The 21,923-nt window shown below is 57.9% G+C and carries 16 protein-coding genes; 11 read left to right on the top strand and 5 right to left on the bottom strand.

Going from position 1 to position 21,923, the window contains the following annotated elements; genetic code table 11:
• Nucleotides 1–110 precede the first annotated feature (110 nt).
• From putA to JYB84_RS03605, 5 genes are all read left to right on the top strand, one after another.
• Complete coding sequence (gene putA, locus JYB84_RS03625; protein ID WP_228290874.1) at nt 111–3,290, top strand: bifunctional proline dehydrogenase/L-glutamate gamma-semialdehyde dehydrogenase PutA; 3,180 nt, start codon at nt 111–113, stop codon at nt 3,288–3,290.
• Nucleotides 3,291–4,367: 1,077 nt separating this feature from the next.
• Nucleotides 4,368–4,808 carry a DUF6678 family protein gene (locus JYB84_RS03620; RefSeq protein ID WP_207322092.1) on the top strand — a complete coding sequence of 147 codons (441 nt, stop codon included), beginning with the start codon at nt 4,368–4,370 and terminating at the stop codon, nt 4,806–4,808.
• A 421-nt stretch (nt 4,809–5,229) separates the two neighbouring features.
• On the top strand, nt 5,230–5,685 hold the full coding sequence (locus tag JYB84_RS03615; protein WP_207322091.1) for an SRPBCC family protein: 456 nt from the start codon (nt 5,230–5,232) through the stop codon (nt 5,683–5,685).
• A 1,464-nt stretch (nt 5,686–7,149) separates the two neighbouring features.
• A complete protein-coding gene (locus JYB84_RS03610) occupies nt 7,150–8,028 on the top strand; it encodes a sulfurtransferase (protein WP_207322090.1) in 879 nt (292 codons plus the stop codon).
• Between the two features lie 252 nt (nt 8,029–8,280).
• Nucleotides 8,281–8,457, top strand: a complete 177-nt coding sequence (locus tag JYB84_RS03605; protein WP_207322089.1) for a helix-turn-helix domain-containing protein — start codon at nt 8,281–8,283, stop codon at nt 8,455–8,457.
• A gap of 136 nt (nt 8,458–8,593) precedes the next feature.
• Here the strand turns inward: JYB84_RS03605 and cydC are convergent, their stop codons facing one another.
• The 3 genes from cydC to JYB84_RS03590 form a co-directional block, all read right to left on the bottom strand.
• On the bottom strand, nt 8,594–10,405 hold the full coding sequence (gene cydC / locus JYB84_RS03600) for a heme ABC transporter ATP-binding protein/permease CydC (RefSeq protein WP_207323081.1): 1,812 nt from the start codon (nt 10,403–10,405) through the stop codon (nt 8,594–8,596).
• Between the two features lie 20 nt (nt 10,406–10,425).
• Nucleotides 10,426–12,180 carry a heme ABC transporter permease/ATP-binding protein CydD gene (gene cydD / locus JYB84_RS03595; RefSeq protein WP_207322088.1) on the bottom strand — a complete coding sequence of 585 codons (1,755 nt, stop codon included), beginning with the start codon at nt 12,178–12,180 and terminating at the stop codon, nt 10,426–10,428.
• A gap of 89 nt (nt 12,181–12,269) precedes the next feature.
• Nucleotides 12,270–13,409, bottom strand: a complete 1,140-nt coding sequence (locus JYB84_RS03590; RefSeq protein WP_207322087.1) for a DUF3626 domain-containing protein — start codon at nt 13,407–13,409, stop codon at nt 12,270–12,272.
• Between the two features lie 367 nt (nt 13,410–13,776).
• Here JYB84_RS03590 and JYB84_RS03585 point away from each other — a divergent pair, with 367 nt between their 5' ends.
• The 5 genes from JYB84_RS03585 to JYB84_RS03565 all read left to right on the top strand — a co-directional run bounded on the left by JYB84_RS03585 (nt 13,777) and on the right by JYB84_RS03565 (nt 20,194).
• A complete protein-coding gene (locus tag JYB84_RS03585; protein WP_207322086.1) occupies nt 13,777–15,297 on the top strand; it encodes a DEAD/DEAH box helicase in 1,521 nt (506 codons plus the stop codon).
• A gap of 267 nt (nt 15,298–15,564) precedes the next feature.
• Nucleotides 15,565–16,434 carry a universal stress protein gene (locus JYB84_RS03580; protein ID WP_207322085.1) on the top strand — a complete coding sequence of 290 codons (870 nt, stop codon included), beginning with the start codon at nt 15,565–15,567 and terminating at the stop codon, nt 16,432–16,434.
• Between the two features lie 330 nt (nt 16,435–16,764).
• Nucleotides 16,765–17,253, top strand: a complete 489-nt coding sequence (locus tag JYB84_RS03575; RefSeq protein ID WP_407696010.1) for a DUF3465 domain-containing protein — start codon at nt 16,765–16,767, stop codon at nt 17,251–17,253.
• Nucleotides 17,254–17,517: 264 nt separating this feature from the next.
• Nucleotides 17,518–20,055 carry a diguanylate cyclase domain-containing protein gene (locus JYB84_RS03570; RefSeq protein ID WP_207322083.1) on the top strand — a complete coding sequence of 846 codons (2,538 nt, stop codon included), beginning with the start codon at nt 17,518–17,520 and terminating at the stop codon, nt 20,053–20,055.
• A complete protein-coding gene (locus JYB84_RS03565) occupies nt 20,045–20,194 on the top strand; it encodes a hypothetical protein (protein ID WP_207322082.1) in 150 nt (49 codons plus the stop codon). The genes JYB84_RS03570 and JYB84_RS03565 overlap by 11 nt, the downstream gene beginning before the upstream one ends.
• Nucleotides 20,195–20,247: 53 nt before the next feature.
• Here the strand turns inward: JYB84_RS03565 and JYB84_RS03560 are convergent, their stop codons facing one another.
• Together JYB84_RS03560 and JYB84_RS03555 are read right to left on the bottom strand one after the other, a co-directional pair.
• Nucleotides 20,248–20,643 (bottom strand): c-type cytochrome domain-containing protein, encoded by a 396-nt coding sequence (locus JYB84_RS03560; RefSeq protein ID WP_207322081.1) that lies wholly within the window; start codon nt 20,641–20,643, stop codon nt 20,248–20,250.
• Between the two features lie 208 nt (nt 20,644–20,851).
• Nucleotides 20,852–21,133 (bottom strand): hypothetical protein, encoded by a 282-nt coding sequence (locus tag JYB84_RS03555; protein ID WP_207322080.1) that lies wholly within the window; start codon nt 21,131–21,133, stop codon nt 20,852–20,854.
• A gap of 216 nt (nt 21,134–21,349) precedes the next feature.
• Here JYB84_RS03555 and JYB84_RS03550 point away from each other — a divergent pair, with 216 nt between their 5' ends.
• Nucleotides 21,350–21,904, top strand: coding sequence for a peptidylprolyl isomerase (locus tag JYB84_RS03550; RefSeq protein ID WP_207322079.1), 555 nt, complete (start codon nt 21,350–21,352; stop codon nt 21,902–21,904).
• The last annotated feature ends 19 nt before the right edge of the window (nt 21,905–21,923 follow it).

The raw sequence follows: 21,923 nt of genomic DNA, 5'->3' as shown, positions 1-21,923 counted from the left end.
CTGCGCGCCCGACGCGCGAAATTGTATACAAAATTAAAAGCGGGTGGGCCAGGGTCAGAAAAAGACCCTTTCAAACCGCCCTATTTTCGGCCTAGATGGAAACGACTACTATGTTCAAAGCGAGTGAAGTACTGGCGGGTCGCTACGACAACGCCACTCTCGACGAATTGTTCAGTGCGATCACCCACAACTATATTGTTGATGAAGAACAATATCTTAAGGAGCTGATCCAGCTGGTGCCGTCGAGCGATGATGACATCGAACGCGTAACCCGCCGTGCCCACGACCTGGTGGCCAAGGTGCGCCAGTATGAAAAGAAAGGTCTGATGGTCGGCATTGACGCCTTTCTGCAGCAGTACAGCCTGGAAACCCAGGAAGGCATCATCCTCATGTGCTTGGCCGAAGCCCTGCTGCGTATTCCCGATGCCGAAACCGCCGATGCCCTTATCGCCGACAAACTGTCCGGTGCCAAGTGGGATGAGCACATGTCCAAGAGTGACTCTGTGCTGGTAAACGCCTCCACCTGGGGCCTGATGCTGACCGGCAAGATCATCAAACTGGACAAGAACCTCGACGGCACCCCAAGCAACCTGCTGAGCCGCCTGGTTAACCGTCTGGGTGAACCCGTTATCCGCCAAGCCATGCTGGCTGCCATGAAGATCATGGGCAAGCAATTCGTGCTTGGCCGCACCATTGAAGAAGGCCTGAAGAACGCCGTCGACAAGCGCAAGCTCGGTTACACCCACTCCTACGACATGCTGGGTGAAGCGGCGCTCACCACCAAGGACGCCATCAAGTACTACAAGGATTACGCCAACGCCATTGCCGCCCTCGGCAAGGGTGAGTTTGACGAGTCCGAAGCTCCGCGCCCCACCATTTCCATCAAGCTGTCGGCCCTGCACCCCCGCTATGAAGTGGCCAACGAAGACCGGGTGATGACCGAGCTTTACAGCACACTGATCAAGCTGATTGAGCAGGCCCGCAGCGTTAACGTGGGTATCCAGATCGATGCCGAGGAAATGGACCGTCTGGAGCTGTCCCTCAAGCTGTTCCAACGTCTGTATAACTCCGATGCCGCCAAGGGCTGGGGTCTGCTGGGCATAGTGGTCCAGGCCTACTCCAAGCGTGCCCTGCCGGTGCTGCTGTGGCTGACCAAGCTCGCCAGGGAACAGGGCGATGAAATTCCTTTGCGTCTGGTGAAAGGCGCTTACTGGGACAGCGAGCTCAAGTGGGCCCAACAGGCAGGTGAAGCCGGCTATCCGCTGTTTACCCGCAAGGCCGCCACCGACGTGTCTTACCTGGCCTGTGCCCGTTACCTGCTGTCTGACGCCACCCGCGGTGTCATCTATCCGCAGTTTGCCAGCCACAACGCCCAAACCGTGGCCGCCATCAGCGCCATGGCAGGCGATCGCAAATATGAATTCCAGCGCCTGCACGGCATGGGTCAGGAACTGTATGACACAGTGCTGGCCGAGGCCGCGGTACCCACGGTGCGTATCTACGCGCCCATAGGTGCCCACAAGGACCTGCTGCCCTATCTGGTACGTCGTCTGCTGGAAAACGGTGCCAACACCTCGTTCGTACACAAGCTGGTGGATCCCAAGACCCCCATCGAGTCGCTGGTGACCCATCCAATCAAGACCCTGCTGGGTTACAAAACCCTGGCAAACAACAAGATAGTTAAGCCAGCCGATATCTTCGGCCCCGAGCGCAAAAACTCCAAGGGACTCAATATGAACATCATCTCCGAAGCCGAGCCATTCTTCGCCGCGTTGGAAAAATTCAAGGACACCCAGTGGACCGCAGGCCCCCTGGTCAAGGGTGAAACCCTGGCCGGTGAAGTCCGTGACGTGGTCAGCCCCTTCGACACCACCCAGAAAGTGGGTCAGGTGGCTTTCGCCAACGACGCCGCCATCGAGCAGGCCCTGGCCGCTGCCGACAACGCCTTCGCCTCCTGGTGCCGCACCCCGGTTGAGACCCGCGCCAATGCCCTGCAAAAGCTGGCGGATCTGCTGGAAGAAAACCGCGAAGAACTGATTGCTCTGTGTACCCGCGAAGCCGGTAAGAGCATCCAGGACGGTATCGACGAAGTGCGCGAAGCCGTGGACTTCTGCCGTTACTACGCGGTGCAGGCCAAGAAGATGATGACCAAGCCCGAGCTGCTGCCCGGCCCCACAGGTGAACTGAACGAACTCTTCCTCCAGGGCCGTGGCGTGTTCGTCTGTATCAGCCCCTGGAACTTCCCGCTGGCCATCTTCCTCGGTCAGGTAGCCGCTGCCCTGGCAACGGGTAACACTGTTATCGCCAAGCCTGCCGAGCAGACCTGTATTATCGGTTACCGCGCGGTGCAACTGGCTCACCAGGCCGGCATTCCCAAGGACGTGCTGCAATACCTGCCAGGCACAGGTGCCACAGTGGGTGCAGCCCTGACCGCCGATGAACGCATTGGTGGTGTGTGCTTCACAGGTTCTACCGTGACCGCCAAGGTCATCAACCGCACCCTGGCCGGTCGTGACGGCGCCATCATTCCGCTGATCGCCGAAACCGGTGGCCAGAACGCCATGGTGGTGGACTCCACCAGCCAGCCAGAGCAAGTGGTGAACGACGTGGTTTCTTCCGCCTTCACCAGCGCCGGTCAACGTTGCTCCGCCCTGCGGGTACTGTACCTGCAGGAAGACATTGCCGATCGCGTTATCGACGTGCTCAAGGGCGCCATGGACGAACTGAGCCTCGGCAACCCCGGCTCGGTGAAGACCGACGTGGGCCCTGTTATCGACGCCACCGCCAAGGCCAACCTGAACGCCCACATTGACCACATCAAGCAAGTGGGTCGTCCAATTCACCAGCTGCGCCTGCCGGAAGGCACTGAGAACGGTCACTTTGTGGCGCCCACTGCAGTGGAAATCGACTCCATCAAGGTGTTGGAGAAAGAACACTTCGGTCCTATCCTGCACGTGATCCGTTACAAGGCCTCCGACTTGCAGAAGGTCATCGACGATATCAACAGCACAGGCTTCGGTCTGACCCTGGGCATCCACAGCCGCAACGAGGGCCATGCCCTGGAAGTGGCCGACAAGGTCAACGTGGGTAACGTCTACATCAACCGCAACCAGATCGGTGCCGTGGTTGGCGTGCAACCCTTCGGCGGCCAGGGCCTGTCAGGCACAGGTCCCAAGGCCGGTGGTCCACACTACCTGACCCGTTTTGTAACCGAGAAGACCCGCACCAATAACATTACCGCTATCGGCGGTAACGCGACTCTGCTGTCTCTGGGCGACTCAGACGAATAACAGCTGTCGCTGTTAACCCTAAAAAGCCAGGCTAAATGCCTGGCTTTTTTTATGCCCCCTTGTGGCGGCAAGGCACATGATTGAGTTTGCTCGGTAACCCCCCATAGTTGCATGATAATGATGCCACCTTTTTGAGCAGACACTTGTGCGGCAGTGCTGGCTATTGGTGTTCCACGCCGGTCATGGCGGAATCGGCAAGGAAACTCAAAGAGATATTGCGAAGTCTGACTGTTGCACCGATCCCCCCTTCGGAGCCGCCGACGACTGCATGAATGCAGGAGTTAGGACGAAGCAGGAGCCAGAGTCGAGGGTGTTGGGCAAGAAACGGCAACAACCGAGGCCGGACGCCGAGGTAGCGACAGTCGAGCAGGACGCGAGTCTGTCGCGTTGGCCGTTTCGCCCATAAACCCGAGGGGTTTTCGGCTCCGGCTGGGGGCATCCTTTGGGTTGTAAGGGCGAAGCTCGCTAGAGCGCCATGAGCGCGAGCCATGGATGGCGAGCTGGCTGTTAAACAAGGAAGTTGTTCGTGGATGAGCAAAGCCCCTTGCCCGGGTGTGGGTTGGAAGCCCACGACGTTGTGCCGCTGGCACAGCGGCTATCTCTTGCTTCAACTGCAACTTCCGGCATCGGATGCCATAAATCACCTGCGGTGGGCTTTCGCACTGCCACTCCAGTGGCACGGCGACTCTTGGTTTAAACATCAGCATCCCTGGAGGCTCACCGGCGACGTCCTGTCGCCAATGGTCACTGGTGCGGCAGTGCTGGCTAATGGGAGTTCCACTCCAGACATGGCGGAACAGTCGAGGAAACTCAAAGAGACATTGTGAAGTTTGACTGTTGCACCATTTCCCCCTTCGGTGCCGCCGACGACTGCATGGATACAGGAGTTAGGACGAAGCAGGAGCCAGAGTCGAGGACGTTGGGCAAGAAACGGCAGCAACCGAGGTAGCATTACCATTAACGCCTATTGATCAACCAGTTGAGGACAACTGATCAAGCTATACAAAACCTGTGATGTCGGATAGCCTGCAAGGTAACGAACCTTGCAAGGTCGCAATAATAAAATGTGAGGTATCTATGAACATTCTGCCAATGTCAGAGTCTTGTCCTGAAAATGTAGATTTGGAGAAGTTAAAAAAAGAAATAGAATCAAAGAACTTGGTGGGACTCTGTAACAATACTAAGTGGAATGAACTTTTAACCGCATTTAGAACAAATAAGTGGATCGTATGTAATCGCTCTAAATGGATTAACGGTTTTATATCTCACTGGGAAAATGATTGGTTTTATCACCTTCCATTTCCGTTTCTCGGTGTTGAATGGTTTGATATTAAGTTTGAAAAAACGGTATTCATCATCCGAGATGGCGGCAGATATGAAGAAGAGATAAACCTGAAAGATGAGATTCTAAAGTGTCTTAGGGCTATTGGAGTTGAATTTGAGGTCACATCTGATTTTGTTAGAGTTTGGGGCTATGCGCCAAAGTGTTATAAAGAGTTCAATGCCAAAGATATCTAACATAGGCAGCCAGCAAAGCTCACCAAGGTCGCAGGCCCCGGTTCACTCAGCCTCTGCTGGCGGCATTAGGCTCTAGTTATGGTGACCTTCATATTGATAGTCATTGGAGTAATCGGTGTTTTTTTGCTCTTGCTCCCAACTGAGTTCATTTTGGCATTTGATGGCCAAACGGGACGTTGGCTATATGAACATACTAAAGACAAAGAAGAAGGTGTGAGAAAAGCCAGGATGTTTTATAGAGTTTTAGGGACTTCATGTGTGGTTGTCTCAATCTTGTTTTTGATCTCCACCTAGCAAGTTGCCAAGTATTATCCAGCCGCAAAATGCAGCCCCTCCGCCGGACAAACTACACTATGTTTCGGTTACCCCATTAGCAACGGCATTAGATGATTCTTATCAACATCTGACATGGAGACATGCTATGGACAGCTACAAAAACAACCTGCTTATTTCTGCACCAGCCTCTGACGTTTACGCAGCATTGACCACGCAACGCGGTATTTCCGATTGGTGGACGACTTCCTGCGAGGTCGGTACAGGCATTGGCGATTTAATAACCATAAGATTTGGAGAAACTTTCAAAGTGATGCGCATTGAATCCCTGCGGCCACAATCTGAGGTTCGTTGGAATGTCATCGACGCCCAACTAGTTGTTCCAGGTTTGACACGTACGAAGGAATGGATTGGCACCACAATCGTATTCCAACTTGCAAGCCCATCCGAATCCACCACGCGCCTCGCTCTGGAACATCAAGGTCTGACGCAGCAAATTGAATGCTTCGACATTTGCAGTCAGGGCTGGGGTCATTTTCTGGCAAGTCTTAAAAGCTACATAGAGACAGGTAAAGGGATGCCTTATGCCGAGCCCGAGGCCTGACAGGTCACTCAAGCACGCAATCTTGGCGTACTTAAATAAAAGGGCTGATACGAAAGTAATCAGAGCCGTTTATGTCATGCTCGCCCACGGCGCCCCATGACTTTCTGCCGCTGGCACAGCGGTAATCTTTTGCTTTTCTGCAACTTCCGGCATGGGAAGTAATCAATCACCTGCGGTGGGCCTTCGCACTGCCACTCCAGTGACACGCTGTGAACCCGTCCCTGGGCGCTCAACGGCGACATCCCTGTCGCCGACGGTCACTGGTGCGGCAGTGCAAACTATTGGAGTTCCACTCCAGCAATTGCTGCAACTCGATAGTTTCACAGGTAGTGATACTTGGTTAAAAGTTTGAGTGTTGCACCGCCCCCCTTCGTAGCCGCCGACGACTGCATGGATGCAGGAGTTAGGACAAAGCAGGAGCCAGAGTCGAGGACGCTGCTGAAAATGGCGTGGTGAGGGCGAATGCTTGCCTGCGGCAAGCGTGCTTATGAGCGCGAGCCATTGATGGCGAGCTGGCCGTTAAACATGGAAGTTGTTCGTGGATGAGCAAAGCCCCTTGCCCGGGTGTGGGCTCGGCGCTCCCGGTTTGAGACCCACGACTTTGTGCCGCCGGCACAGCGGCTATCTTGTGCTTTCGTGCAACGTCCGGCGTCGGATGCAATCAATCATCTGCGGTGGGCCTTCGCACTGCCACTCCAGTGACACGGCGACTCTTGGTTTAAACATCAGCATCCCTGGGGGCTCAGCGGCGACATCCCTGTCGCCAATGGTCACTGGTGCGGCAGTGCTAGTCTATTGGTGTACCACTCCAGCCATGATGGAACAGTCTAGGAAACTCGAAGAGACATTATGACGTTTGACTGTTGCACCGCTTCCCCCTTCGGAGCCGCCGAGGGTGTTGGGCAAGAAACGGCAACAACCGAGGCCGGACGCCGAGGTAGCGACAGTCGAGCAGGACGCGAGTCTGTCGCGTTGGCCGTTTCGCCCATAAACCCGAGGGGTTTTCGGCTCCGGCTGGGGGCATCCTTTGGGATGCAAGGGGCTTTGGATGAGCAAAGCCCCTTGCCCGGGAGTGGGTTGGAAGCCCACGACGTTGTGCCGCTGGCACAGCGGCTATCTCTTGCTTCAACTGCAACTTTCCGGCATCGGATGCCATAAATCACCTGCGGTGGGCCTTCGCACTGCCGCACCCGTGACACGCCGTGAATCCCTCCCTGGAGGCTCACCGGCGACTTCCTGTCGCCAATGGTCACTGGTGCGGCAGTGCTGGCTAATGGGAGTTCCACTCCAGACATGGCGGAACAGTCGAGGAAACTCAAAGAGACATTGTGAAGTTTGACTGTTGCACCATTTCCCCCTTCAGAGCCGCCAACGACTGCATGGTTGGGGTAATGAACAGGCATTATCATTATTAAGGTGTTAGGCTGTACTAAGGCACCAGTACGGAACCTCCGGGAGGTTGCCATGAGTGAGTCCCATCCCCCTATCCCCGAAACAGGCACACAGCATCCGCTCGTTGAACCTGAGTGGCTGGAGCAACATCTGAACGATCCCGACCTGCGCGTGGTGGATGCAACTGTGCAGGTTAAGCTGTGGCCGTTCCCGCGGGTTAAGAGTGGTAGACGTGAGTTTCAGCGCTCTCACATTCCTGGTGCTGCCTTTGCCGATCTCCTGGAGATATCGGATCCCCAACGGCCTTCCTACACCTTCACCATGCCAACCGCTGACTGGTTCGCCGACCAGATGGGCCGGCTTGGTATCGGAGACGGCACCCGTGTCGTGCTTTATGATGGGCGGGAAAACATGTGGGCCGCGCGCTTGTGGTGGATGCTCCGCACCTTTGGATTCGACAACGCGTCGGTACTTAACGGCGGCTGGACTACCTGGCGGCTTGAAGACAGACCTGTCTCCTCGACACCATGCGCTTACCCGGCGGCGACCTTTACCCCGCACCTCAGACCGGAACTCATCGCCGACAAAGAGCAGGTGCAGGCCGCCATTAAAGACTCAAAGACCTGCATAGTGAACGCTCTCGGTCGGCGGCAGCACAGTGGTGAGCGGAAGGAATACGGTGCACGAGGCCATATCCCAGGTGCAAAAAATGTAACCGCGTGGGAAATCCTCGACCGGGAGACCATGCGCTATCGTCCGACCGAAGATCTGCGCAAATTGTTTCGCCCTATGCTGGAGACTGAACGCGTAATTACCTACTGCGGCGGTGGTATTGCCTCTTCGAGTGACGCCTTTATTCTCCACTTGCTGGGACATCAAAACGTGGCCGTTTACGACGGCGGGCTTATTGAATGGTCGACAGACAACTTGCCACTTGAACTCGGTGAATAAGGCGCAAACAAGGGGCGCTTGACCAAATTAACCTGCTTCTCGTCGCTGTTCACAGCCTCTCTCATGTCCTATTTTTATTGGCATCAATTTCTTAAGACTGCCAATCTTTACCGAATGCCAGGCAACTACACTTGGCATTTGCCGCCCAAGTTTCCCACCGCCAGCCTTAGCCAAATCCCCAGCCTCACCATTTGGGGCGCTGAAAAAGCACAGTCTATACTTGAGGCTGTCACTCAATCGCAGGAGAACCCCATGGCTTCCAAGTTGCTGACCCTGGACGAGGTCTGTCAGTTGCTCGACAAGACCCCCACCACTATCAAACGTTATGCCAGGGAAAATCTGTTATCCAGCATCAGGGACGGCGACAATTTGTTATTCCATGAGGAAGAAGTACTGCGGTTTCTGGAATTTTCCAAACGGCTCGGCTAAGGCTTTTGGCTGGAACCTTAGGTTAAAGGGCCAGGTCAGCGGTGCCTGTTGCGATAAGCTGCTCACCGCTCGTAGCAACTATCACCGGATGCAGCTATCACCAAGTCCAGCTAGCAGCGGATTGAGCTATTAGCTGCTAGCGCCGGTATTGACGGGCATAGGGGGTGAACTCCGAGAGCAGTTGTCCATGATCGCCCCTCGCCACTATCTGGCCCTGCTCCAGCACACAGATCTGATCCATTTGCCCCATGGCGGTCAGCCTGTGACTTATCATCAGCAGCGTCCTGTCTTGCTTGCGCTCGCCCTTGGTCAACGCCTTGGTTTCGCCCCCGGCCACCCCCTCATCCCCAGCAGATTCTCCGTCCCCGCCCCGACAGTGGGCCAGCAGAAGCCTGAGCATCTGCGCCTCGGTGTGCCTGTCGAGTCCTTCCGTGGGTTCGTCCAGCAGCAGTATAGGACTGTCACGCAGCAGCGCCCGGGCTATGCCAAGGCGGCGGGTTTCACCGCCGGACAGGGGCCGGCCACCGTCGCCGAGCCAGGCATCCAACGCCAGATGGCCAAGGCCCACCTTGGTGAGCACGGCTGTGAGTTCGGCATCTGTCGCTGCCTCATTGGCCAGCAGCAGGTTATCCCTCAGGCTGGCGCTGAACACATGCACTCTCTGGCTCACGACCGTAATGGCACGGCGCAGTTCGGCCTCGCTGTAAGCTGCCAGTGGCAGCCCATCCAGCAGTATCTCGCCGTGTACCGGCTCCCAGCTGCGGGTCAGCAGCGACAACAGGCTCGACTTGCCGCTGCCGGTCTTGCCGATAAGGACGGTGCAGCTGCCGGGTGCCAGTTCCAGGCTGATGCCCTTGAGCACAGGGCCGTTGCCGGGATAGGCAAAATCGACATCCCTTAACTCGATACGGCCCTCTGTGACCGTCGGCCCCTGGCTCACAAACTGCACGCCGGACGGGGCGGTGAGCAAGTCATCGACCCGCTTTGCCGCCTCCAGGGTGCCGGCCAATTGGGCGAAGGCGGTGCTCAGGGGCGACAGCAGTTCCATGGTCGACAGGGCAACAAACAACACCAATGCCGCCAGGGCGCCCGGCGGTTGACTGCTGCCAACGCCATTTGAAACCAGCAACAAGATCAGCAGCACCAGGGCGCCATGGAGCAGAATAGTGAAGCCCTGGCTCAGACCGGCGAGCGCCGCCAGTTGCCGCTGACAATGCTGCCAGCCCAGCTCCAGCTCATCGAGTGCGGCTCGGTAGCGATCTGTGGCGCCAAAGAGCGCCAACTCACCCTGGGCCGAGATAAACTCCAGCAATGCCACCCGGTAATTGCGCCGCCCCTGCACCTGCCCGCGGGCGGCCTTGCGCCCCAAGGGATAGGTAAGCAGCGGCAAGCACAGGGCACTGAACAGTAAACCGGTACCGAGGATCAAGGCCAGGGTTGGGTCGAGCCAGGCGAGCATGCCCAGCAAGGTCAGCAGCCCAAGCAGGAAGCTTAAAAGAGGCACCGCCAGGCGCAGATACAAGTGATCCAGGGTATCTATGTCGGCCACCAGACGGTTGAGCAGCTCGCCGCGGCGCTCGCCCCCCAAACGCGCTTCGCCGAGGGGCAGCAGCGCTTGCCAGGCCAGGGAACGCAGGGTAGTCAGGGCCCTGAAGGTGGCTTCATGGGTCACCAGCCGCTCGCCATAGCGACTGGCGGTACGGGCGATGGACAGGGCCCGCACGCCCCCGGCCGGGGTAAAGAAGTTGAAGGCCTGGGCCGTGGTGACGGTCAGGCCAGCCAGCGCCGTGGCCGATAGGAACCAGCCCGACAGCGACAACAGCCCCATACCGGTCAGCAGCGCCAGCAGCGACAACAGCAGCCCCAGCAGCATCATCAGGCTGTGGCGTTTCAGCAGTGGCCACAGCCAGTCACTTGAGCTGGTATTGGACCTGATGCCGGCGCCCATGCCGGGTCCTCTCGAAGTCATCATTGCAAGCCCTCCTGCGCCAGCAGCTTCGCCACCGGGCCCGCAGCCAGGGCGAGTTCCCTGAGTTTGCCCTGCTGTTGCAGTTGCCCCTGCGCCAGATACAGCACTGTATCCCCGCCATCGAGTTCATCGAGCCTGTGACTTATCAGCAGCCGGGTACGACCAAGGGAAGCCTGTTTAAGGCTATCCATCACCAGGCGTTCGCTGTCCACATCCAGGCTGGCACCGGGTTCATCCAGCAGCAAAATCCGCCCGGCACCCGCCAGTGCCCGCGCCAGTGCGAGCCGCTGGGCCTGGCCCACGGAAATGCTACTCCCCTGCTCCGCCAGCATCTGTTCCAATCCTGCGGGCAGACCGCGGACGAAATCACCTATGTGAGCCCGGTCCAGCAAGGCCCAGATCTCCGCATCACTCAGGGGCCGACCCATGGCCACATTATCCCTCAAAGTGCCGTGCAGCAGCTGCGGCTCCTGGGACAGCCACAGCAGTTGCGCCCGCCAGGCACTCAAATCCAGGTCACGGAGTTCGACACCGCCCACCGTCAGGCTGCCCGCATAGGGTAAAAAGCCCAGCAGCGCATTGAGCAGACTGCTCTTACCGGCGCCGCTGGGGCCGAGAATGGCCACCTGCTCCCCCTCGGCGACAGCAAAACTCAAGGGCCCCAGCAGGCAATGGCCGTCATGGCTTAAGACCCTGAGCTCCTTGGCGCAAATGGCCAGTGTGTCGGGGACGGCTTGCCGACCCGCCTCAGGGGCGTGCAGTTCGCCCTCCAACAACTGATGCAAGGCCTCGGCCGCCGCCACCGCCTGGGCCTTGGCATGATAGTGGGTGCCCAGCTCCCGCAGCGGCTGGTAAAACTCGGGCGCCAGCAAGAGCACAAACAGGGCGCTTCCCAGTTGCACCCCGGCGCCGTAGTGGCCAAAGTCCAGGTGCCCCAGCAGGCTGAAACCAAAATACACCGCCAGCAGGGCTATGCTGACGGCGGCGAAAAACTCCAGTACCGCCGAGCTTAAAAAAGCCAGGCGCAGCACAGCCATGGTGCGGCGACGAAATTCTTCCGAGGCGTTTTCTATGGCCTGCTGCTCGGCGGCAGCACGGTCAAACAGCCTCAGGGTAGAGAGCCCCCTGAGTCTGTCCATAAAGTGCCCCGACAGCCGGGACAGAGCCTGAAAGTGTTTACGATTGGCATCGCCGGCGCCCATGCCCACCAGCACCATAAACAGCGGGATCAGCGGCGCCGTGCCGAGCAATATCAGCCCGGCGGCCCAGTTCAGCGGCCAGACACAGGCCAGGATCAGCAAGGGCACCAGGGCCACCAGTGTCGTTTGCGGCAGATAGCGGCCGTAAAAATCCTGCAACTGTTCCACCTGCTCCAACAACTTGCTGGCCCAGCTGCCGGCGCTCTGACTGCGGATATAGGCCGGTCCCAGGGTGCTTAACCTATCCAGCACCCGCCCCCGCAGGGCGCGCCTCAGCCTGAGCCCGGCCTCGAAGCCGGCCCGCTCACGCCCCCAGGCACACAGAGCCCGCAGCAACAGGAGTGCCGCCATGGCAAGCAAATCGGGCATATGAGCAGCAGCGGGAGTACCGTTAAGCACCAGATCGCCAAGCACCCGGGCCAGCAGCCAGCTTTGGGCCACCAGGGCGGCGGCATTGAGCGTTCCCAGCAGCAGGCTCAGCGGCAGGAACAGGCCGCAGACGCGCTTTTGTTGTCTGAGCCAGAGTGTCAGCTGTTTCTCGAGGGATTTATCCATGCAAAACCGTAACTTGTGTTGGCCATCCAGAGAGGGCCTGTGAATTGAGCGCAGTATCTCAGCCCGGGCGCCGGGAATAAAGGAGTAAATCAGTCCGCCAGGGGACGTCCGAAGCGCACCAGCACATGCCAGAGCCACTTAAGCTCTTCAAGGTGCCTGCTGCTGCCGCCACCAGAATGAGTACCCAGTTTTCTCGCCGCTACACCTATGGCATGGGCTGTGACCCGGCCATCAATGGCAACCTGCCTGGCCAGCGCCGGCATGGTTGCACCGCGAAAATCCCGCGGCACCTGCTCCGGCAGCAAGTGTCGTCCCCCGTGCCAGTGCAATTGCAGCGCATAACGGCGACAAAGGGCAACCAACAGCTCCCCCACTTGCGTGCCCCTGAAGCTGGGATCGGCCACCAGGCAGTCCACATCTGTTGTCAGTGACAGGGGGCCGTGGATCTGGGCCTCAATGTAATGATCCAGATTACCGCTCATGGGTCGGTTCAGGCCGGGAACCTGCTGCCGTGCGTCACCTTGCCCCAGATGCTCCAGCAGGTGTGCTATCAGTTTCGGCGGCGGCAATCCTTCCTGCCCCAGGGCATAACCCCGCTCAAAGCTTTCGCTCAGCAGTGCCGCCATCGGCAGCTCGAAACAATCGAGGGTGCCCTTTTCCCTGGGGGTGCGATAGGAGTCCAGGTAACAAAAGGTGCTGCGTTGCAGCGCCGCCGCAGAGCACAGAAAGTAGCAACTGCCGAAACGGGGTGAGGGGCCATCGGCAAACAACCCCAGATCCAGGGCACCGTATTTGGGACGGGCCGCCTTGTCATTGCAGAGGCTGCCGAAAAACGCCCGCTCCCAATGATCCCGGGGACCGCCAATCTCGGGCGACAGCAGGCCATTGGATACATGGGTCTCAAACTGGTTGCGATACAGGCCGTCATTGAACAGGCCCTCGGCCACCATTTGGCCGCGGCAATCGAGGCGATCGGGATGAAAATGCAGCGCAATGCGGCCATGGGTCATGATGGCATCCATGGCGGCATTGAATCTTTGGGGGGAGATATCAGACATCTGCAACACGTTGCGGATCAGCGCCTGGGCGCTCTCCCGCTGCTCAAGGGCATAGCGCCGGATGCTGTCGATGGCGGGATAAGTGGCCGCGGTGTTGAGTGGGCTGGATTTTTGATTAGCCGTGACCGAAGGTTTGAGATTAGCGGTGACCGAAGGTTTCACATTAGCCATAGTTTCGCACGCTCATTGTCGGGCACTGGAACACGGCAGGCATCAGCTATCCCCTTTTGAGCTATGCCTTTGTGAGCTATGCCCATCCCTGCGCCTGGAACTGGGGCTCAAGATAGCAGAGCACTCCGGGCGACTCCATGTTTATTAACCCTTTTTAATGCACAGCGATCCGATGGCAAAGCTGCAACAGGCCCGGCAGGGCAGCGGCAACTGCAGGTTTCGGACAACAAACAGCTGAATTCGACCGGGGCTTATCAGTGGCTTAAAATGAGGTATCGATGGCGGCCGGAGCCCGCATAGGGTAAGCTTGCGTCCCCCTGTACCGGCCCGACCGGCACATCCCGTTTTTCCAGCAAGAGAGATCTGCATGAGTTTTGCCTCCCTGGGGCTGTCCGCCCCCATTCTCAAGGCCCTGAGCCAGAAAGGTTATCAGACCCCGTCCCCCATCCAGGCCCAGGCAATTCCTGTGGTGCTCAAGGGCGGTGACCTGTTGGCCGCGGCCCAGACAGGCACGGGCAAGACCGCAGGCTTCACCCTGCCTTTGCTGGAAAATCTGAGCAAGGGCCAGAAGGCCGGCCCCAAGCAGGTGCGTGCCCTGGTATTGACTCCGACCCGTGAGCTGGCGGCGCAGATAGCCGACAACGTCACGGCCTACGGCAAGTACCTGCCACTCAAGAGCACCGTAGTGTTCGGCGGCGTGTCCATCAATCCGCAGATCAGCGCCCTGGCCCGCGGCGTCGATATCCTGGTGGCCACCCCGGGTCGCCTGCTGGATCTGTATCAGCAACATGCCCTGAGCTTCCACGGTTTGGAAGTGCTGGTGCTGGACGAGGCCGACCGTATGCTGGACATGGGCTTTATCCATGACATCAAACGCATTCTCAAGCTGCTGCCGCCCAAGCGCCAGAATCTGCTGTTCTCGGCCACCTTCTCGGAAGAGATCCGCACCCTGGCCCACGGCCTGTTGCACAACGCCGCCGAAGTTTCGGTCACGCCGCGCAACTCCACCGCCGATCGGGTGCGCCAGTGGATCTGTCCGGTGGACAAGAACCAGAAACCGGCCCTGCTGGCCGAGCTGACCCGCTTCTATCGCTGGGAACAGGTACTGGTCTTCTGCCGTACCAAGCATGGTGCCAACCGCCTGGCAAAACAGATGGAGGCCGAAGGCATCAAGGCCGCCGCCATTCATGGCAACAAGAGCCAGAGTGCCCGCACCAAGGCGCTGGCGGATTTCAAATCCGGCGCCATCCGCATGCTGGTGGCGACAGACATCGCCGCCCGCGGCATCGACATTGCCGAGCTGCCCCAGGTGGTCAACTTTGAACTGCCACACGTACCCGAAGACTATGTACACCGTATCGGTCGCACCGGTCGTGCCGGCAGCGACGGCGAGGCCGTGTCCCTGGTGACCCATGAAGAGGTCAAACAGCTGCGCGACATTGAGCGCCTGATCAAGCAATCGCTGACCCGCAAGGAATTCGACGGTTTTATCCCCACCCATCCGCTGCCAACCAGCCAGCAAGCCGGGGGCGGCAGCCGCTCCCAGGCCAAGCCGGGTCAAGGCGCCAAACAGGGCCAGGGCGCCAAGCGTCCAGGTCGCACCGGCCAGCCACAGGGTGAACAACAACGCACCGAACGCAGGACCGATGGCCGCAAGGGCGGCGAGCAAAGGCCCGCCGATAGTCGTGGCAATGCGGAAAAACGCGACAGCGGTGACAGACGTCAACAGCCCGAGGGCCGCAAGCCCCAACAAAGCAAGCCACAGGGCAGTAAGCCACAGGGCAACAGATCTCAGGCCAGCAAACCTCAAGGCAGCTCAGCAGAGGGCAAGCCCCAGGTACGCCGTCGTCGTCCAAAACCGCAGGGCGCCCCAAAACCGGCGGCTTGATTGCACGCTTGAATTCAGACTTGATTAGAACATGCCCGGGCCCAGTGCCCGGGTATTTTTTCACCCAGCTCCACAGCACAACAGCGCTAATGCCAACGGCAGCGAGAGTGAATCTCACTTTGATTCAGGCAAAAAGCACGCCATGTCCCCTAGCGCATTAAAGATGGATTGTCACTATCACCGCTCTCTGACAGAGCAAAAGAATCTGACCGCCAAGCCGCATTAGGCGTAAAATTAATGCTCCGGTATACCATTGGAGTCATCGCCATGAGCAGATTTCAAAATCTGTTGGCCGTCACAGATGAAAGTACCCAATCCCGCGCCGCCCTGCAAAAAGCCATTCAGCTGGCCAATCTCTGCCACGGAAATCTAACCCTGTTAAGGGTACAACTGCCTGAATATCAGGGGGTGGTCCACTGGCTGGATCAACACCTGTCCCATCACGATGAGCAGAAAAACGAGTTCCCCCGCCATGACAGCTACCCGAATCAGGACATCAAGGTACGGGTGAAGCATTGCCGTGCTGCCTCTCTGGCTGCCGCCGTAGTCAACGAAATCAGGCAAGAAGATTACGATCTGCTGCTGGTGGAACATCACCACTACGCGCCCTGGCTATGTGAATTTGCCAGTACCGACGACTGGCAACTGCTGAAAGACGTGGCCCTTCCGGTACTGTTTGCCGGTGAGCAGCCCTGGAGTTCGGACGGCCGTATCCTCACCGCCCTCGACATTGACGACGATCAGGAAACGCCAACCTTCAACCGTGCCCTGCTGCACTTTGCCGGGGATCTGGCGGAGTTGCTGCATCAACAACTGCATCTGCTCAATTGTTATCAGGATAATGAACTGGGCATGTCCTTCAGCGCCAATCAGGCGCCGGACGAGGCCAGCCATCACTGGCAAAAACTCAGACAACTGGCAGAGGAACTGGCACTGACCGACGACAGGCTGCACCTGGGCAACGGCCTGCCGGACTTTGTGATTGCCGATACCGCCCGGGCCTGCAACAGCGACATAGTGGTGCTGGGCGCCAATGCCCACGAAGACTGGCTCAGCGAAATCAAGGGCCATACCTCCCAGGCGCTGCTGAATCAGTTGCAGTGCGACATACTCGCCCTGAGAACCAACCTGCATTGACGCCAAATCATACCGGGTAAAAACACACCCCTGCGATTCTTACCACGCATCAGATGCAAAACCGGACAATGAGGTAAATGGTGGCAAAATAGTCGACTGGCACGGCGGTGAGCTCAGTGCCGCTGCCAGCGCCGACCTGGGGGGCGCCTGTTTCCGACTGACGCTGCCATTGGAGAATGGCGGTAACAATGCATAACGGTACTGAGCTTACAGTCCGCTCACCTGGCAGTGCCCGCAATTGAGCCTTGAGCCCGGTTTGACTGGGTTAAGTGACGGGCGCTCGCTCAAGGGGCTATACTCGCTCCAGTTATGACTCCACGGACAGACTCCTTGAACCGCATTCTGATCCTTTGTATCGCCCTGTTTGCTGTAGTCTGGACCTGGCACAGGTATCCGTCACAGGAACAGACGGCGCCACCCGCTCACGCCAGCCTGGCCGAAATTGGCCAAACCGAGACAGATCTCACCGAGATTGACCCAACCCAAATCTCCAGTGGCGATGCCCAACTCGCCAGAGCCTTTGCCAATCGGCAAAGTCAATTGCAGGTGCAGGGCGAGGGGGAAGTGATTAAGTTATTGGCCGATGATAACGAGGGCAGTCGCCATCAGAGGTTTATTATCCGCCTGGCGTCGGGGCAAACCCTGCTGATTGCCCATAACATCGACCTGGCACCGCGGCTGTCCCCCCTCAATATCGGCGATTGGGTCAGTTTTTATGGCCAGTATGAGTGGAATCCCAAGGGGGGCGTCATACACTGGACCCACGCCGACCCCAAGGGACACCATCCCGAAGGCTGGTTGAAATTTAAAGACCGCTGAGGCGGTCTCTTGCCCTTACCCATCAGAAAAAGGTTCTTATCCGTCAGAAAACGGCGAGGGTTCAGCTTGGCAGTTCTCCGACTGAATATGTGATAGATGGCCCTAATTTAGCAGGCAAAAATTGACCTGTGACTCCTGCGTCATCCACAATAAAAACTGACTGCGCGCAAACTCTGAGTCTGGGGTTTGACCTGTGTAAAACACTCATGGATGAGTGTTTCCGCTGCCAGAAATAAACATCCAGAGGAAAGCGCTACTTTGCCTATGTCCCGCACCAAACACGATAACTTACTCTCTCTGTTTGAATTGGGGTTATTGCCCTTATTTTTGCTGAGCCTGGTCTACATACTGAGCGGCAAACTGGGCTTGATGCTGGCCCTGCCACCGGGATATGCCAGCCCGATTTTTCCACCTGCGGGTATCGCTCTGGCGGCAGCCTTTCTGGCAGGCAGGCGCACCTGGCCGTTCATTTTTGTTGGCTCCTTGCTGCTGAATCTGTGGATTGGCTATCAGGATCAGGGCAACATTGGCACCACAGGCGCGCTGGTGGCCACTATCATTGCCCTGGCCTCTTTGCTGCAAGCCATTCTCGGCAGCGCCATGTTGCGCAAAATCATGTCCCTGCCCACCTCCCTGGACAACAGCCGCGAGGTCGCCGGCTTTTTACTGCTGGCGCCGGTGTTTTGTCTGACCAGCGCCAGCTTGTCGGTGGGCGGATTGTTCCTGCTCGGCTTGGTTGACGCCAGGGAGCTTATCAGCAACTGGGTAGCCTGGTGGATTGGCGATACCCTGGGGGCCGTGGTGTTGTTCCCCCTGACCATGATATTCACCGCCGCCCCCTTTACTCTTTGGCGCAGCCGCATCAAAACAGTGGCCCTGCCCATCAGCGCGGTATTTGTGTTTTTCGTGGCCATCTTCATCAAAACCAGCCAATGGGAATACGGTGATTCCCTGTCCGAGTTCAAGCAGTATTCACAGCAGAGCCTGATGCAGTTTCAATCCAAACTGGAAACCCAGGAAGCCCTGCTGGCCCAAACCGCGGCCCTGTTTGCCCGCGACGGCGATGATGCGGTGAGCCGCAATGAATTTGCCCGCTTTGCCGATCGCTCCCTCAGTCGCTATCCCATGATCCAGGCCCTGAGCTATGCGCCGAGGATCACCGGCGAGCGGCGTCAGGCATTTATCACCAAGCAACAGTTTGAGCTGACCCAATTTACCATCACGGAGCGCAACGACCAGGGTAAGCTGCAGGCTGCAGGCTTCAGGGACTTCTATTATCCCGTGACCTTTATTGAACCCCTGAGCGGCAATCAGGAGGCCCTGGGCTTTGATCTTGCCTCCAATCCGTTGCGACTGACCGCCATAGTCTCCGCCAAGCAGACCGGCGCCCTGGTGGCATCGGCACCGCTGCAACTGGTACAGGAAAAGCAGGGCCAAAAGGGGGTGCTGCTGTTTATGGCCATCAATCCCCAGGATCCTTATTCCGGCGTGGTGACCTCGGTGTTGCGGATGGGGGAATTCATGACCCAGCTGCTGCCGGAAGTCAGTCCCCATCTCTACATGCGCCTGACCGATGCCGAAGAGCAAAGCACCCTGTACGACAATTTTGGCCCGGAGCAACCAAGGCCGCTGTTTTCCCGCACCCTGGATTTCGGCGGTCGCAGCTACCGCCTGGAAACCGCACCCACCCCGCTTTACAACCAGATGCACCGCAGCTGGCAGAGTTGGGGCGTGCTGGCCATCAGTGTTCTCAGTACCGGACTGCTGAGCGCCCTGCTGCTGCTGAGCACTGGCTACACGGCCCGCATCGAGGCCCAGGTCGCAGACCGGACCCGCAAGCTCAGGGACAGCGAGTTCCGCTGGAAGTTTGCCCTCGAAGGTGCCGGCGACGGCGTGTGGGACTGGGATGTCTCCAACGGCAAGGTGTTCTTTTCGAGGCGCTGGAAAGAGATGCTCGGCTATGACAAGGAAGAGATCAGCGACAGCGTGGACGAGTGGAAAAACCGCCTGCATCCTGATGACAAGGCGGCCACCCTGGCGGCGCTGCAGGCCAACCTCGACGGTAAAACCCCAATTTACACCATAGAACACAGGCTCAGGTGCCGCGACGGCAGCTGGAAGTGGATCCTTGACCGCGGCATGGTGGTCAGCCGTGACCACAATGGTCGGCCCTTGCGGGTAATTGGCACCCAGACCGACATCACAGAGCGCAAACTGCACGAACAACTGGTGCAGCGTCTGGCCCATTACGATGCCCTCACCGGCTTGCCCAACCGCAGCCTGTTCGACGATCGTTTTCGGCAGCATCTGACCTCAGCCAAGCGGGATAAGCAGATGCTGGCGCTGATGTTTATCGATTTGGACAGGTTTAAACCCGTCAATGACGATCTCGGTCATCATTGGGGCGATGAACTGCTCAAGCAGGCCGCGACCCGAATGCAGGCCTGTGTCCGTGAGGCCGATACAGTGTCGCGCATCGGCGGTGATGAATTCATAGTGCTGCTGCCATCGATTAAGACCCTCGACGATGCCTTCAGGGTTGCCGAGAAAATCCGTCTCGCCCTGAGCGAGCCCTTTATGCTCGACAACCACAGGATCTGCATCTCCTCCAGCATAGGCCTGGCCCTGTATCCGGACGATGGCCTGGACGAACTGCAGCTGTTGAAAAATGCCGACACCGCCATGTATGCCGCCAAAGCGGCCGGGCGCGACACCATACAGCACTATAGAAATGACATGCAGCTCATGGGGTTGAAACAAGCGTTGGAGCCGGGAGGCAAGGCGGACAAACATGAGTTGTAAGCAAAAGGCGGCTGCGTTGGAAAACCGGCTGGCGCAACAACAGCAAAGCAGCCCGCAGAACCGTATCTCCTGGCCCCTGAAGCTGGCTTGCCTGACCCTGGCACTGGCGGCTGTGGTGCTGCTCTGTTACCTCGACTGAGCAAGGCAAAGCGCCCCGCCGCCGGGCAGGGCGCGTGACGCTATCACTGCGGCTCAGTTATTCTTGGCGCCTTGATCTATCCACAGCTTGATGGTGTCAATCTGCTCCATGCTCAAGGGCTCGCCCTGGCCCTGGGCCATTTTGTCTTCATGGTGCGGTGGCATCTGGATTTTGGGATCCACATTGTGCGAAATCACCAGATACAGGGTGCTTGACGCCGCGCTGCCGGGGACAACCACAGGCCCCATCTTGGTACCGGCCATCATGCTGCTGTAGCTGTTGAGTATTAATCCCGCATTCTGCGCACCTTCACCCGCCACATGGCAACTGAAACATGAGGTCCGCAAAATAGGCAGCACCTCTTCCTGATAACTGACCTGACGACTGCACCCACTCAGCACCACTCCGGCACCCAGCAGCAGCATCAGGGAAACTTTATTCGATAACATAATTCCCCCTTAGCCATAGACTCCAGCGGCAGGCCTGATCCCGGCTCGGTCGGGGCAAATCGCCCCAATCGGGTTGAAGCCTCTCAAAATCAACACCCTGCCATAGGGTTAAGTGTAGTTGCTGACACCCTTTCACCACATATTTTTCATGGTTAATTCAGCAGCAGCGGACTGGCATCAAGGCTTGACGGGCAAAAAGGAAAGGGGCTCAGGAATCGATACGTTGATTGCGCACCAGGGCGCGGCGGACATTACGGCACAGCTTACCGAACTGGTTGAGATCGTCGAATCCCGGCGCTATCCCCTGATTGATCCTGTGCTGCCAATATTGCAGCTCACCATCCACCAGCTCCATCAGCTTCTTGGGGCACCCCTGACAAGTGTTATCCGGGCCACACTTGAAGGTGTCCTCAAGATACAGGGGGAACTCGGCCTTGACCGCATCTATGATCTGCTGCATGGCGGTGATCCTGTCGGGCTTTCGGGTCACTTTGCTCCCCCGGGCTGTTGGCATTTCGGCTATTGTAGAAGCCCGGCTTTGCTCGGCACCAGCGCCCGGGTTAACAAAGGTGGCTGCGGTCACGCTTTATGGATCTCGACCTTCCCGTAGCACCCACTTTCATCAAACGACAGAGCCCGGATGAAAAATCATCAGGCAGCGCCACTTGAGTTTTACTGCAATGGCTGTAACTTGGGATAAAAATCAATGGAATGGAAAATAATCATGCGCTTTATCCACCTGCTGCTGCCAGCCCTGGCCTGTTTGATATCCCTCAGCACCCAGGCCGAAAACCGGGTCACCATAGAGACAGATATGGGCAACATGACCTTTGAGTTCTTCCCCGACGAGGCCCCCAAAACAGTGGCTAACTTCCAGCGCCTGGCACAAACAGGTTGGTACGAAGGCAAAGCCTTTTACCGGGTGGTGAAAGGCCATGTGATCCAGGCCGGCAGTATGGATGAAAACAATGAGCCCACAGTGGTGGCCGAGTTCAACAGTCATCCCCACATCAAAGGTGCCCTGGGCCTGGCTCGGGACGAAGATCCCAACTCAGGCTCCACCGAATTTTACATCTGCGATGCAGCCCGGCCTCACCTTGATGGCCGCTACACAGTGTTCGGTCAATTGGTGGAAGGTGAAGCCGTACTGGACGCCATTGCCAATGTCGCTGTGACCGAAAAGTGGTATGGCGATGATAAGAAGATAGCCTTCCATGAACCTCAAAAGCCGGTGTTAATCAAGGCGGTGCGCCTGCACTGACCGCCAATGCCGGCTTGAG

This window comes from Shewanella cyperi, from assembly GCF_017354985.1.
Classification (GTDB): Bacteria; Pseudomonadota; Gammaproteobacteria; order Enterobacterales; family Shewanellaceae; genus Shewanella; species Shewanella cyperi.
This window is presented reverse-complemented; position numbering and strand designations above follow the sequence as displayed.